This window comes from Pseudomonas sp. C8002, from assembly GCF_013385765.1.
In the GTDB taxonomy this organism is placed as follows: Bacteria; Pseudomonadota; Gammaproteobacteria; order Pseudomonadales; family Pseudomonadaceae; genus Aquipseudomonas.
Genome location: NZ_JACAPJ010000002.1, coordinates 17886 through 31071, shown reverse-complemented (window position 1 = coordinate 31071; position 13186 = coordinate 17886). Strand labels below are relative to the sequence as shown.

The 13186-nt window shown below is 62.3% G+C and carries 15 protein-coding genes; 9 read left to right on the top strand and 6 right to left on the bottom strand.

The window, feature by feature from the left end; all coding sequences use genetic code 11:
• Positions 1 to 50 precede the first annotated feature (50 nt).
• Positions 51 to 1340, top strand: a complete 1290-nt coding sequence (locus HX814_RS01930) for a M18 family aminopeptidase (RefSeq protein WP_003209095.1) — start codon at positions 51 to 53, stop codon at positions 1338 to 1340.
• A gap of 143 nt (positions 1341 to 1483) precedes the next feature.
• Here the strand turns inward: HX814_RS01930 and glp are convergent, their stop codons facing one another.
• Both glp and moaB read right to left on the bottom strand, forming a co-directional pair.
• Positions 1484 to 2710: a gephyrin-like molybdotransferase Glp gene (glp, locus tag HX814_RS01925; protein WP_177009497.1), complete on the bottom strand. Its 1227-nt coding sequence runs from the start codon at positions 2708 to 2710 to the stop codon at positions 1484 to 1486.
• Positions 2694 to 3233 (bottom strand): molybdenum cofactor biosynthesis protein B, encoded by a 540-nt coding sequence (moaB, locus tag HX814_RS01920; RefSeq protein ID WP_003209092.1) that lies wholly within the window; start codon positions 3231 to 3233, stop codon positions 2694 to 2696. Before moaB ends, glp begins: the two co-directional genes overlap by 17 nt.
• Positions 3234 to 3308: 75 nt before the next feature.
• Here moaB and mobA point away from each other — a divergent pair, with 75 nt between their 5' ends.
• Both mobA and HX814_RS01910 read left to right on the top strand, forming a co-directional pair.
• Positions 3309 to 3911 carry a molybdenum cofactor guanylyltransferase MobA gene (mobA, locus tag HX814_RS01915; protein WP_003209091.1) on the top strand — a complete coding sequence of 201 codons (603 nt, stop codon included), beginning with the start codon at positions 3309 to 3311 and terminating at the stop codon, positions 3909 to 3911.
• An 80-nt stretch (positions 3912 to 3991) separates the two neighbouring features.
• Positions 3992 to 4213 (top strand): YgdI/YgdR family lipoprotein, encoded by a 222-nt coding sequence (locus tag HX814_RS01910; protein ID WP_003209090.1) that lies wholly within the window; start codon positions 3992 to 3994, stop codon positions 4211 to 4213.
• A 57-nt stretch (positions 4214 to 4270) separates the two neighbouring features.
• On the opposite strand, the gene HX814_RS01905 is transcribed toward HX814_RS01910, so the two are convergent.
• From HX814_RS01905 to HX814_RS01895, 3 genes are all read right to left on the bottom strand, one after another.
• Positions 4271 to 5155, bottom strand: a complete 885-nt coding sequence (locus HX814_RS01905) for a pseudouridine synthase (RefSeq protein WP_003209088.1) — start codon at positions 5153 to 5155, stop codon at positions 4271 to 4273.
• Positions 5156 to 5225: 70 nt separating this feature from the next.
• Complete coding sequence (locus tag HX814_RS01900) at positions 5226 to 5561, bottom strand: transcriptional regulator (protein ID WP_177009498.1); 336 nt, start codon at positions 5559 to 5561, stop codon at positions 5226 to 5228.
• A gap of 74 nt (positions 5562 to 5635) precedes the next feature.
• Positions 5636 to 5872, bottom strand: coding sequence for a glutaredoxin family protein (locus HX814_RS01895; RefSeq protein WP_008432163.1), 237 nt, complete (start codon positions 5870 to 5872; stop codon positions 5636 to 5638).
• 141 nt (positions 5873 to 6013) lie between these two features.
• On the opposite strand from HX814_RS01895, the gene HX814_RS01890 reads away from it, so the two are divergent.
• The gene (locus HX814_RS01890; protein WP_177009499.1) at positions 6014 to 7735 is read left to right on the top strand and encodes a monovalent cation:proton antiporter-2 (CPA2) family protein; all 1722 of its coding nucleotides are present in this window, start codon (positions 6014 to 6016) and stop codon (positions 7733 to 7735) included.
• Here HX814_RS01890 and HX814_RS01885 read toward each other — a convergent pair.
• Entirely contained in the window at positions 7722 to 8930 is a 1209-nt protein-coding gene (locus tag HX814_RS01885) for an ammonium transporter (protein WP_003209083.1), read from the bottom strand. The two genes, HX814_RS01890 and HX814_RS01885, sit on opposite strands and share 14 nt — an antisense overlap.
• Positions 8931 to 9278: 348 nt before the next feature.
• Between HX814_RS01885 and HX814_RS01880 the strand changes: the two genes are divergently transcribed.
• The 5 genes from HX814_RS01880 (at position 9279) to HX814_RS01860 (ending at position 12980) form a co-directional block, all read left to right on the top strand.
• Entirely contained in the window at positions 9279 to 9593 is a 315-nt protein-coding gene (locus HX814_RS01880) for a YqjD family protein (RefSeq protein WP_003209080.1), read from the top strand.
• 2 nt (positions 9594 to 9595) lie between these two features.
• Entirely contained in the window at positions 9596 to 9982 is a 387-nt protein-coding gene (locus tag HX814_RS01875; protein WP_003209078.1) for a phage holin family protein, read from the top strand.
• Positions 9979 to 10320, top strand: coding sequence for a hypothetical protein (locus tag HX814_RS01870; protein WP_008432159.1), 342 nt, complete (start codon positions 9979 to 9981; stop codon positions 10318 to 10320). The genes HX814_RS01875 and HX814_RS01870 overlap by 4 nt, the downstream gene beginning before the upstream one ends.
• A gap of 92 nt (positions 10321 to 10412) precedes the next feature.
• Positions 10413 to 11576 (top strand): EAL domain-containing protein, encoded by a 1164-nt coding sequence (locus HX814_RS01865; protein ID WP_008432158.1) that lies wholly within the window; start codon positions 10413 to 10415, stop codon positions 11574 to 11576.
• A gap of 72 nt (positions 11577 to 11648) precedes the next feature.
• The gene (locus HX814_RS01860) at positions 11649 to 12980 is read left to right on the top strand and encodes a deoxyguanosinetriphosphate triphosphohydrolase (RefSeq protein WP_003209075.1); all 1332 of its coding nucleotides are present in this window, start codon (positions 11649 to 11651) and stop codon (positions 12978 to 12980) included.
• The last annotated feature ends 206 nt before the right edge of the window (positions 12981 to 13186 follow it).

Sequence of the window (13186 nt, the reverse complement as noted above, 5' to 3'; positions counted from 1 at the left end):
ACTTATCCCGTCGGACGGTAAACTCGCGCCATTGCTGTCTGGAGCTACTTATGCGCGAAGAGTTGAACCAAGGCCTGATCGACTTCCTCAAGGCCTCCCCTACCCCGTTCCATGCCACCGCCGCCCTTGCACAGCGCCTGGAAGCGGCCGGTTTCCAGCGTCTTGACGAGCGCGAGACCTGGACCACCGAGGCCAACGGGCGCTATTACGTGACCCGCAACGACTCCTCGATCATCGCCTTCAAACTCGGCCGCCACTCGCCCCTGCAAGGCGGCATCCGCCTGGTCGGCGCCCACACCGACAGCCCGTGCCTGCGGGTCAAGCCACAGCCTGAACTGCAACGCCAGGGCTTCTGGCAACTGGGTGTGGAAGTGTACGGCGGCGCGCTGCTGGCGCCGTGGTTCGACCGCGATCTGTCCCTGGCCGGCCGCGTCACTTTCCGCCGCGACGGCAAGGTCGAAAGCCAGCTGATCGACTTCAAGCTGCCCATCGCGATCATCCCCAACCTGGCCATTCACCTGAACCGTGAAGCCAACCAGGGTTGGGCGATCAATGCCCAGACCGAACTGCCGCCGATCCTTGCGCAGTTCGCCGGTGACGAGCGCGTAGACTTCCGCGCAGTGCTGACCGAGCAACTGGCTCGTGAACACGGGTTGAACGCCGATGTGGTGCTCGACTATGAGCTGAGCTTCTACGACACCCAGAGCGCGGCCGTGATCGGCCTCAATGGCGACTTTATCGCCGGTGCCCGCCTCGACAACCTGCTGTCGTGCTACGCCGGCCTGCAAGCCCTGCTCACCGCCGAAACCGATGAAACCTGCGTGCTGGTCTGCAACGACCACGAAGAAGTCGGCTCGTGCTCCGCCTGCGGTGCCGACGGCCCGATGCTGGAGCAGACCCTGCGCCGCCTGCTGCCCGAGGGTGATGAATTCGTACGCACCATCCAGAAGTCGCTGCTGGTGTCTGCCGACAACGCCCACGGCGTGCACCCCAACTACGCCGAGAAGCACGACGCCAACCACGGCCCGAAACTCAATGCCGGCCCGGTGATCAAGGTCAACAGCAACCAGCGCTACGCCACCAACAGCGAAACCGCCGGGTTCTTCCGCCACCTGTGCATGGCCGAAGAAGTGCCGGTGCAAAGCTTTGTGGTACGCAGCGACATGGGTTGCGGCTCGACCATCGGCCCGATCACCGCCAGCCACCTGGGCGTGCGCACCGTGGATATCGGCTTGCCGACGTTTGCGATGCACTCGATTCGCGAGCTGTGCGGCAGCCACGACCTGGCGCACCTGGTGAAGGTGTTGAGTGCGTTTTACGCGAGTCGTGATTTGCCGTAACCGCAGGATGAACACAAATCAAATGTGGGAGCGGGCTTGCTCGCGAATGCAGAGGGTCAGTCAATACATCGGGTGACTGATCCACCGCTTTCGCGAGCAAGCCCGCTCCCACATTTTGATCTTCATTGTTTGATAGATCGGGCTCAGTTCAACACTTCACTCAGCGGAATGAAGTTGACCCGGTCACCGATCTCCAGCGTCGTCCCCTCCAGCACTTCTACCAAACCTTCGGCCCACGCCGCGCTACGCAGCACACCCGAGCTCTGGTTGCGGTAGATGATCGCCTTGCCCTGCTCCAGCCGCCCGCGCAAATACTCGCGGCGATTCCCCGGCTTGGGCCAGACAAATCCCACGGGCACTTCAATGCGCAGCGGCTGCACGTCTTCCACGCCCTGGCGGCGCAACAGGTAAGGCCGCGCCAGCAAGGCAAAGGTCACCAGCGTCGACGCCGGATTGCCCGGCAAACCGATCACCGGTACACCACGGAAATGCCCGAACGTCAGCGGCTTGCCCGGCTTGATTGCCAGCTTCCACAGCGCCAGCTCCCCTTCTTCCCGCAGTGCAATCCCGAGAAAATCCGCCTCCCCCACCGACACACCGCCGGTGGACAGAATCAGGTCTACCGAGCCCAATGCGCCCAGGCGTTCGCGGGTTTGTTCCAGGTCGTCCGGCAGGATCCCGGCGTCCACCACTTCGCAGCCCAGGCGCTCCAGCCAGCTGCACAGCACCCGGCGATTACTGTTGTAGATCTGCCCGGGGCCCAGCGGCAGACCCGGCTCGATCAACTCGTCGCCGGTGGACAGCACAGCCACGCGGGCGCGTCGTACCACCTCCAGCCGATCACGACCCAGCGAAGCCGCCAGGCCCAACTCGATCGGGCCCAGGCGTGTACCTGCTGGCAACACCCACTCGCCCACCGTGGTTTCCTGGCCTTGGGGACGGATGTTTTGATCCACCTGCAACGCTTCGGTGAAGCTCACCCGCTGATCGGCATGGACCACGGCGTTTTCCTGCATCTCGACGCAGTTCGCGCCCTCCGGTACCGGGGCTCCGGTGAAGATCCGCGCGCAGGTACCGGCAGCCAAGGGCTCGGGTGCCGTGCCCGCAAAAATGCGCTGGCTGACTACCAGTGGCTCACCGGTCCAGTCCGCCAGGCGCAGGGCGTATCCGTCCATGGCGCTGTTGGGCCAGGGCGGCAAGTCCAGCGTGGAGATCAACGCCTGGGCCAGCACCCGACCATCACACTCGGCCAGCGGCAACGTTTCCGGCTCGCGGATCGGCGCTGCCTCGGCCATCGCCAGCAATTGTTCGAGGGCGTCTTCCACCGGCATCAACGCGCCGGTCTTGCCCGGCTTACCCACGGGATTCACAGGGCTCGGCCTGTTTCAAATGCGGGACGAAGTTGCACGGGCGGTGACGGTTATCCAATTGCTCGGCGAGAATCCCGTCCCAACCGGTGCGCACCGCGTTGGTGGAGCCCGGCAGGCAGCACACCAGTGTGCCGTTGGCCAGGCCGGCCAGGGCACGGGATTGCACGGTGGAGGTGCCGATATCGGCCACGGAGATTTGCCGGAACAGTTCGCCGAAACCATCCACCTGTTTATCCAGCAGGCAGCTCACCGCTTCCGGGGTGCTGTCGCGGCCGGTGAAGCCGGTGCCGCCGGTGATCAACACCACCTGCACCACGTCTTCGGCAATCCAGTGCGCCACTTGCGCACGGATTTTGTACAGATCATCTTTAAGCAAAACTCGCTCGGCCAGCAGATGACCGGCGGCGGTCAGGCGGTCGACGAAGACCTGGCCCGAGGTGTCGGTTTCCAGGGTGCGGGTGTCGCTGACCGTCAATACAGCGATATTCAGGGGTACAAAGGGCGCATCAGCCTTGGCTTTCATGGCTCGGTCCGGTTGTCGAAGGAACAGCCCGATGTTATATCACAGCCCCCCATTTCACTGCCCGCAGGAGCCGTCATGCCAAGCCATTCTTCCCCACTGCCCTGCTCGATCCTTTTGCTGGCCGGCGGTCGTGGCCAGCGCATGGGCGGCCTCGACAAGGGCCTGCTGGACTGGCACGGGCAGCCACTGATTGCGCACCTGCATCGCCTGGTGCGGCCGTTGACCGACGACCTGATCATCTCCTGCAATCGCAACCAGGCGCAGTACGCGGCCTATGCCGACCGATTGGTCGGCGATGACAGCCCCGACTTTCCAGGGCCACTGGCCGGCATTCGCGCAGGACTGGCGGTGGCGCAGCATGGGCATCTGCTGGTATTGCCGTGCGATGTGCCGCAGATCGATGCACGATTGCTCGCCGACCTGCGCAGTACGGCGCAGCAAAACCCGTTGCTGCCGGTGATGGTGCGCCACGGCGATTTCTGGGAACCGCTGCTCTGCGTGATCCCCACTTCGCTGCGCGAGCCCTTCGAGCGGGCCTGGGCAGCCGGCGAGCGCAGCCCGCGCCAGATCATGCAGGCGCTGGGGGCCAAGGCCCTGGATTGCCCCGCCGACGATCCGCGCCTGGCCAACCTCAATACACCGGAGTTGTTGCACCGCCCGCCCAGCGTGTCAGAATGAGCGTCGAACAAGGAACTTTGCCGACGTTACACACGTCACAAGGTCAGTACTCAACAAAGCATTCTCTCGGAGACAAACTCATGACTCAACGGACCATCGCCGCTCTCATGCTTGCACTGGGCCTCGCTACCCTTGCCGGTTGCGCCTCGCCGACAGTGATCACCCTGAATGACGGTCGCGAAATCCAGGCCGTCGACACTCCTAAATTCGACAAGTCCACCGGCTTCTACGAATTCGAACAGCTGGATGGCAAGCGCACCCAGATCAACAAGGATCAGGTTCGCACCGTTAAAGACCTGTAAGTCTTAACGCCAGATACAAAAAAGCCCGCGTAATGCGGGCTTTTTCGTTGCTGGGGTTTACCAGTCCAGGCTGATCTCGCTGCGAAAGTCGCGCTCAAGGCCGGTGACCGGGTCGATGAAACGCACCCCCTGGGCCAGCAGCTTGAGCGGGTTGGCGTAGTCGTCCTCGGCATCCTTGATAACGTCGGGGTAGAACGGATCGTTGCAGATACTCGCGCCCAGGGCCGTCATGTGCACCCGCAACTGATGCTTCTTGCCGGTCACCGGAAACAGGCCATAGCGCCACAGGTCGCCATTCTTTTCCCGCACCTCGACCGCCGTCTCGGTGTTGCTCGCCCCCGCGCCTTCCTGCATGCGAAAGAACGGCTCGCCATCCACCAGCCGGCTTTTGTGCACCAGCGGAAAGGTCAGCCCAGGCAATGCAGGGGCAATGGCTTCGTAGAACTTGTCGATCTTGCGCGTGGGAAACAGCTGTTGATACGCCGAGCGCGTCTGGGGGTTGGCCGAAAACAGCACCAGCCCTGCGGTATGCCGATCAATGCGATGCAGCGGCACCAGCGCCGGGTTGTCGAGGCGACGGATCAAACGCCGCAACAGGGTCTGCTCGACGTATTCACCGGCAGGCGTGACCGGCAGGAAATGCGGCTTGTCGGCTACCACCAGGTGTTCATCGGCGTACAGGATCGTCTCCTGCACCGGGATTACTTTCTCGTTCGGTACTTCGCGAAAGTAGTAGATGCACAGGCCTTCGCGGTAGGCGAGGTCCTGATTGATGGGGGTGCCATTGATGTCCAGTACCCGGCCTCGGGCGATGCGGTCCAGCCATTGCTCACGGCTGATGGCCTGGAAGTGCTCACACAGGCAATCCAGCACGGTGGCCCAGGCGCCTGGCGGCAGGTACAAGGTGCTGGCTTGGTGCTGGGCAGCGGAAAAAACGGACATGGCAGGCTCAAGACGTGGACATACAGGCGCGCATTATCCCGCATGCAGCCGGATCAGGCCCAGCACAGATTCAGGCCTTGGCCAATTCCACGCGCAACACCGGTGACGCACTGGCCGCCTCGGTGAACTCCTTGAGCCAGCGCAGCACATCCACCGCTTCCCAGCGGCCCGGGTCGTAAAGCGCATACAGCAAGCCCTGGTAACCCACCACATCCAGCTGCTTGTGATAACCCGCGCGCTGGAACAGCGCCTCGATCTCGGCAAAGCAGGTGTTGAAATGCACTTTGTTAAACGGCGTCTTGCCTTCCGTGACCAGGCCATCGAGGCGCAGCTCGTTCACCGCGTCACGCACGACGTCGGCGGACATGCGATTGACGCTGCTTTTCAGTTGTTCAACATTCACCACGGGCGTTCCCTCTCATTCAATCGCTGTACAAACATACAGTAACCGAATAATCGGGAACTCGCCATCGCCGAGTGCTAGCTAAGAAAGTTCACTACCTGCGCTTCGTCGAACGGCCACTCCAGCTCCGCGCCCGTGTCTACCCGGCGCAGCACCGGAATCCGCAGGCCGTAGGCTTCATACAGGGCCTCGGAATCGGCGATATCCACCAACTCCACCAGCAGGCCGTGTTCGACCAACGGCATGATTTCGGCTTCGGCAATCTCACACAGATGGCAGCCCAGGGTGCCGAACAACTGACATTCAGGAAGCATGGCAAAGGGTCCGAGAAGAATCAGGCACCTATTCTAACAGCGTCGGGACACTGCAAAAGCCTGACCCAGATCAGCATGGCGTATAACTGATTCAGCGACTCTCGCGACTTTTTTCCCGTAATACCTGCAATGGAGCTGCATGTGTTTGCCAACCTGCTGATTATCCTGGCCTCCTCCCTGGTGGTGATTGCGCTGTTTCGTCGCCTGCAACTGCCGCCGGTGCTGGGCTATCTGTGTGTTGGCCTGGCCGTGGGCCCCACCGCCCTCGACTGGGTCAATGACAGCGAAGAGTTGCCAGACCTTGCCGAACTGGGTGTGGTGTTCCTGCTGTTTTCCCTGGGCCTGGAATTCTCCCTGAGCAAAATGCTCAGCCTGCGCCGGGTGGTGTTTGGCTTGGGCAGCCTGCAGGTACTGTGCTGCGGGTTGCTGCTGGGCGGTTTGCTGGCACTGTTCGGCCTGTCGCCGACGACCGCGCTGTTGCTCGGTGCTGGACTGGCACTGTCGTCCACCGCCATCGTCAGCAAGGAGCTGACCAGCCTCGGCGAAATCTTCAGCAGCCATGGCCAGAATGCGATTGGGGTATTGCTGTTCCAGGATGTAGTGGCCGTATTGCTGCTGACCCTCGTGCCAGTGTTCGCCGGTAACAGCGAGCAAGCCTGGTACTGGGCATTGCCACTGACCCTGGGCAAAACCGTGGTGCTGTTCCTCGGCCTGCTGCTGGCCAGCCGCTGGTTGCTGCCGCGTTTGTTCCGTGAGGTGGCGGCGTCCCATTCGGCCGAATTGTTCGTGCTGCTGGCACTGGTGATCGTACTGCTCACCGCCTGGCTGACCCACTTGCTGGGCCTGTCCCCGGCACTCGGTGCGTTTCTCGCCGGCATGCTGCTGGGGGAAAGCCATTACCGCCATCAGATCGAAGCCGATATCCGGCCGTTTCGCGACATCCTGCTAGGACTGTTTTTTGTCAGCATCGGCATGCTGATCGACCTGCAACTGTTCGTCAGTCATAGCCTGTTGATTCTCGGCCTGACCCTCACGCTGATGTTGATCAAAGGCTGTGTGGTCGCGCTATTGGTGCAACTGCGCGGCAGCGACGGTGAAACCGCATGGCGCAGCGGCCTGGCGCTGGCCCAGGGCGGCGAGTTCTGTTTCGCCTTGATGGCGCAAATGCAGCAAAGCCGCCTGATGCCCGCCGACATCAGCGGCCTGCTGCTGGCTGCCACCTTCTGCTCGATGCTATTGACTCCGCTGTTGCTCAGGGCTGCACCCGCGATTGCCCTGCGCCTGCACCGCAAGCCCAACCAGCAAGTACAGCTTGAAGAGATTACGGCCCTGAATGCCGAGCTGCGCGACCACGCGGTGATCTGCGGCTACGGCCGGGTTGGCCAGTCCATCGGGCGCTTCCTGCACCGTGAACAACAGGCGTTCATTGCCCTTGATGACGACCCGGAGCGAGTCCAGGAAGCGTCTACCGAAGACAGCGCCGTGCATTACGGCGACTGCCGCCGTGGCGCCCTGCTCAGCGCGGTCGGCCTGGAACGTGCGCGCCTGGTGGTGATCGCGGTGGACAACAGCGACGTCGCCCTGACCGTGCTCAACGAAGCGCGGCGGATCAACCTGACCGTACCGATCCTGGTACGCACCCGCGACGACAGTCAGCTGGCCGAACTGAAAGCCGCCGGCGCCACTGAAGTGGTGCCCGAGTTGCTGGAGTCGAGCCTGATGCTCGCCTCCCATGCGTTGATCCTGCTGGGGTTGTCGGAGCAGCAGGTGCAAGGCCGTGTCGATGAAGTGCGCCAGAGCCGGTACCGGCTGTTACATGGCTGCAACCAGAACGAAGGGGACGCGCCCCTCAATCCTGACTGACCGCGCCAATCTTGTGGATCGACAAATCCGCGCCGTAATACTCTTCTTCCTGACTCAAGCGCAGGCCATGCACGCGTTTGATCACGCCATACACCAGGAAGCCACCGGCCAGCGCCACCACCACACCCAGTGCGGTGCCGATCAACTGGCTGATCAGACTGACGCCGCCCAGGCCGCCGAGGGCGGTCTGGCCGAAGATCCCGCAGGCAATCCCGCCCCACACGCCGCACAGCCCGTGCAACGGCCATACACCCAGCACATCGTCGATCTTCCAGCGATCCTGGGCGGCAATGAAGAACCAGACGAACAAGCCGCCCGCCACCACGCCGGTCACCAACGCGCCCACCGGGTGCATAAGGTCGGAACCGGCACAGATCGCCACCAACCCGGCCAATGGACCGTTGTGCAAGAAGCCTGGGTCGTTACGCCCGATCACCAATGCCGCTACCGTGCCACCGACCATCGCCATCAACGAATTGACCGCCACCAGCCCGCTGACCCCGGACAGGGTTTGCGCACTCATGACGTTGAAGCCGAACCAGCCGACGATCAAGATCCACGAGCCCAACGCGAGGAATGGAATGCTCGACGGCGCGAACGCCACCAGGCGCCCTTCCCGATAACGCCCCTGCCTTGGCCCCAGCAACAGCACCGCCGCCAGCGCCAGCCAGCCGCCCATGGCGTGCACCACGACGCTGCCGGCAAAGTCATGGAAGCTGGCGCCGAAGGTGGCCAGCAACCAGGCTTGCAGGCCGTAGTTGCCGTTCCACACCATGCCTTCGAAAAACGGGTAGATGAAGGCTACGATCAACGCAGTGGCACACAGTTGCGGAACAAACCGTGCACGCTCGGCGATTCCCCCGGAAATGATCGCCGGGATCGCCGCCGCGAAGGTCAGCAGGAAGAAGAACTTCACCAGGCCGTAGCCGTGGTCGGCGCTGATCACCGCCGCCGGTTGCATGAAGGTCACGCCGTAGGAGATCCAATAGCCTATAAAGAAATAGGCCAGTGTTGAAATCGCGAAGTCACTGAGGATTTTCGACAGGGCATTGACCTGGTTCTTCTGGCGCACCGTGCCGACTTCCAGGAAGGCAAAGCCGGCGTGCATGGCCAGGACCATGACCGCACCAATCAGAATGAACAGCGTGTTGGAGCTGTGGACGAGGGTGTCCACCGCGCTTTGCAAATTTTCCATGGAGGATGGCAGGCCTGCAGATGCAGGAAAAAGCACCAAAGCAGTTCATGACCTTCATGATGCGCACTAAATTGGCACCAACGATCCGACCCTCGTTTGAGGCCGTGAACCGCTTTGGCGCAGCGATCATTGAAAAAGGCAGAATCCGACAGGGTTTTTCCGCGAGTTTTAGTTATTTAGGGTAAGGTTTTTCAGGGTTTGAGCCCCAACCGCCCGGATTCAGCGCAAGGCCCCGGGCCTGCGCACCAAGGCAAAGCAAAAGCTGTACCAGACAATTGCAGTGAACCTTCACCGACACCGGTGACTCGAAACCAGAAGTAAACAGACCAGCCACTCACGGAGATAACCATGGCCAGAAAAACGGCAAAGACTGCTCAAGAAATACTGATGGCGGATTTTCAAACCCTGGTCAGCGATACCGAGAAGCTGCTGGACGACACGGCGATCCTCGCCGGTGACCAGGCTGACGAGCTTCGCAGCAAGATTCACGAAAGCCTGCTCAAGGCCCGTGAAACCCTGCAACTGACCGAAGACTCCCTGCGCGAACGCGGCCAGGCGGCGGTCACGGCCACTGAAGACTATGTGCAGGCCAACCCCTGGCAGTCCGTCGGCATTGCGGCCGGCGTGGGCTTTTTGATCGGCCTGCTGGCTACAAGGCGCTAATCATGTCTATCGGCGAATCCGGCTCGTCCACGGGCCCAAGTTCTACTTCACGGCGCCTGGGCGCGGCTGTCCTGGGTTTGCTGCACAGCCATGTCGAGCTGTTCGGCATCGAGTTGCAGGAGCAGAAAGCCCGCACCGTCAGCCTGTTGCTGTTCGCCGGCCTGGCGCTGGTGTTTGCCTTGCTGTTGCTGGTGGGTTTGTCGGCGCTGGTGATGATTCTGGTGTGGGATACCTACCGCCTGACCGGGATTATCAGCCTGTGTGTGTTCTACATACTGGCCGCAGCATTCTGCGGGTTGCGCCTGAAGGCGGCGGTGTTCGATGAGTCCACGCCGTTCCACGCCACCCTCGAAGAGCTGGCCAACGACCGGGAGCGCCTGCTGCCATGAGCATGACTGAATTGCCGCAAAACACTTCCCGGCGAGAAATGCGCAAGGCGTTGATCCGCCTGCGCATGGAAATGCACCGCCAGGAAATCCGTCACGAGTCCCAGCAACTGATGCTGCCGCTGCAAAAGGTCCGCAATATGGGCCAGAGCTGGCAGGACGGTTTTGGCATCAAGCACGCGCCGCTGTGGGGCGTGGGCGTGGTGACGCTGCTGGGGTTTCTCACCGGCAAAGGCGCCAAGGGTGGCGGAATCGGCACCATGACCCGCCTGGTGCGGCTGGGTGCCGGCCTGATCCCGCTGATCAAACTGGCCATGCAAGGTGCTTCGCGCAAAAGTTGAGCGTGCTGGCTGCATTCTTGCAAACAGATCAGGCCCGGCCCTCTCCATTGAGGGCCGGGCCTTTTTTATTTCCGGTCTTTTAAGGAGGCCCCGTGATCGACGGGCAACCGCTCGCCTGCTTCCAGCCATTCATCGACACCGCCACCGGCCGCATCGCCGGCGTAGAAGCCCTGGGCCGCCTACGCCAGGCGAATGGCCAACTGCGCTCGGTGGGTCCGCTGTTCGCCGACCCGCGCACGCCCTCGGTGGCCTTGCGCCGCCTGGACCGGCAGATCCGTGACAATGCCCTGAGCCGCCTGCATGAAGCCCCGCAGGAGTGGTTCCTCAGCCTGAATATCTCGCCACGCTGGATCACCCGCCTGCGCCCGGGCCAGGCGCTGCCGAGCCTGAAGCAATTGCAACTGCATAACGTCGACCCGCGCCGCATCGTGTTCGAGATCACTGAACTGGGCGGCGATATCCTGCGCCTGGCCGAAGTCGTCGAGCGCTACCGCGAGGCCGGCGCGCGGATTGCCATTGATGACTTCGGCGCCGGCTATTCGCAGCTGGACCGGGTGCTGGCCTTGCAGCCGGACATTCTCAAGCTGGACATGCGCCTGTTCCAGGCCGCGGCCCGCGGTGGCCCGAGCGGTGAGGTGGTACGGGCACTGGCGCAAATGGCAGAAAAAACCGGCTGCTGGATCATCGCCGAAGGGGTGGAAACCGAGGCCCAACTGAATTTCGCCCTGGAATGCGGTTCGCGTTATGTCCAGGGCTACCTGTTCGCCCAGGCCCAACTGGACTGGTTCGACACCGACGCATTCGTGCCGCGCTTCGCCCAGCTGCGCACCGGCTATGTCCAACAGAAGCTCGCCGAACGTGGCCGGATCATGCAACTGCGCCAGCAACTGGCGGAGCTGATGCAGATCCTGCAAACCTGGGCCCACACCCGCGCACCGCTGAGCCACCTGCCGCAATTGCCGGCGTTTCCCTGGCTGCTGCGTTTTTACCAGTGCGACCGGCATGGCACGCAACTGACACCCAACTTCGAATGGCACCAGGGCGCCTGGCAAGCCGACAGCCGCTACCTGGGCCACAACTGGTCATGGCGTCCGTATTTTTATCATTTGCTGGCCGAAGGTTGGGAGGAGCGGCGGCTGACCCTGTCCTCAACCTATCGCGATGCCACGACCAACCAGTACTGCCTGACTGCCGGACAATTCTTTGATAATGGTCAGCGCCTGCTGTTAATCGATATCGACGCCGCCGGCCTGTAGTTTTTCGCTTGCGAAGGCCTGGCTGAACCGGGAAGCTGGGAGCCGTCATTCACCGCACGGAGAGTACCCGCCTTGGATTGGCCCACCCTGCTTACCCGCGAACGCCTTGGAAAACCCCTGCACAGCCCGGAAGAACTGGGGCGCAGTCCGTTTCACAAAGACCATGACCGCATCATCTTTTCCGGTGCGTTTCGCCGCCTGGGCCGCAAGACGCAAGTGCACCCGGTGACCAGCAACGATCACATCCACACCCGGCTGACCCACTCCCTGGAAGTCAGTTGCGTGGGACGATCCCTGGGCATGCGCGTGGGCGAGACCATCCGCAGTGCCCTGCCCGACTGGTGCGACCCGAGCGACCTGGGCATGGTGGTGCAGTCGGCCTGCCTGGCCCATGACATCGGCAACCCACCCTTCGGCCATTCCGGCGAGGACGCGATCCGGCACTGGTTCCAGCAAGCTTCAGGCCGTGGCTGGCTGGATGACATGAGCAGCGCCGAACGCAATGACTTCCTCAATTTCGAAGGCAATGCCCAGGGCTTCCGGGTACTCACGCAACTGGAATACCACCAGTTTGATGGTGGCACCCGCCTGACCTACGCCACCTTGGGCACCTACCTGAAATACCCCTGGACCGCCCGCCACGCCGACTCCCTGGGCTACAAGAAACACAAGTTCGGCTGCTACCAGAGCGAACTGCCGATCCTGGAGCAGATCGCCCAGAAGCTCGGCTTGCCGCAGTTGGAAGAACAACGCTGGGCCCGGCACCCGCTGGTGTACCTGATGGAGGCGGCTGACGATATCTGCTACGCGTTGATCGACCTCGAAGACGGCCTGGAAATGGAGCTGCTGGAATACGCCGAGGTCGAGTCACTGCTGCTGGACCTGGTGGGCGACGACTTGCCGCAAACCTATCGGCAACTCGGCCCGCTGGATTCCCGGCGACGCAAGCTGGCGATCCTGCGAGGCAAGGCCATCGAACACCTGACCAACGCCGCGGCCCGGGCGTTCGTCGAACAACAGGACGCGCTGCTGGCCGGCACCCTGCCGGGGGACCTGGTGGAACATATGCACGGCCCGGCCAAGCGCTGCGTGCTGGATGCCAAGGACATGGCCCGCAAGAAGATCTTCCAGGACAAGCGCAAGACCCTGCATGAGATCGGCGCCTACACCACCCTGGAAATCCTCTTGAATGCCTTCTGCGGCGCGGCCCTGGAACAACATGGCGGTCGCACCCCGTCGTTCAAGAACCGACGCATCCTCGACCTGTTGGGCAATAGCGCCCCGGATCCCTCCTGGTCATTGCACGCGTCCTTCCTGCGCATGATCGACTTTATCGCCGGCATGACTGACAGCTACGCCAGCGAGATGGCCCGCGAGATGACCGGCCGCTCCAGCCCGCAATAAATCGGAGCCCTGGCTGATGGCCAGGGCGACTTTTCAAAGAATCGCCCTACGCACGGAACAGAGCGGCCTGATCGAAGTTCTTCCCCGCCGCGATGAATAATCGCGCGCCCTGACCGCAGTCTTTCGACCTGCTCCTGCGCCCGATAGCTGGCGGGCCCATTAACTTCTTACTACACGCCCTGGTGGAGCGTCTTCAGGGCTCTTGT

Bases quoted from the DNA above. Each gene is read 5' to 3' on its own strand.
- HX814_RS01930 (WP_003209095.1), top strand. From the start codon at position 51: ATGCGCGAAGAGTTGAACCAAGGCCTGATCGACTTCCTCAAGGCCTCC.
- moaB (WP_003209092.1), bottom strand. From the start codon at position 3,233: ATGAAAGCCAAGGCTGATGCGCCCTTTGTACCCCTGAATATCGCTGTA.
- mobA (WP_003209091.1), top strand. From the start codon at position 3,309: ATGCCAAGCCATTCTTCCCCACTGCCCTGCTCGATCCTTTTGCTGGCC.
- HX814_RS01910 (WP_003209090.1), top strand. From the start codon at position 3,992: ATGACTCAACGGACCATCGCCGCTCTCATGCTTGCACTGGGCCTCGCT.
- HX814_RS01905 (WP_003209088.1), bottom strand. From the start codon at position 5,155: ATGTCCGTTTTTTCCGCTGCCCAGCACCAAGCCAGCACCTTGTACCTG.
- HX814_RS01895 (WP_008432163.1), bottom strand. From the start codon at position 5,872: ATGCTTCCTGAATGTCAGTTGTTCGGCACCCTGGGCTGCCATCTGTGT.
- HX814_RS01885 (WP_003209083.1), bottom strand. From the start codon at position 8,930: ATGGAAAATTTGCAAAGCGCGGTGGACACCCTCGTCCACAGCTCCAAC.
- HX814_RS01880 (WP_003209080.1), top strand. From the start codon at position 9,279: ATGGCCAGAAAAACGGCAAAGACTGCTCAAGAAATACTGATGGCGGAT.
- HX814_RS01875 (WP_003209078.1), top strand. From the start codon at position 9,596: ATGTCTATCGGCGAATCCGGCTCGTCCACGGGCCCAAGTTCTACTTCA.
- HX814_RS01870 (WP_008432159.1), top strand. From the start codon at position 9,979: ATGAGCATGACTGAATTGCCGCAAAACACTTCCCGGCGAGAAATGCGC.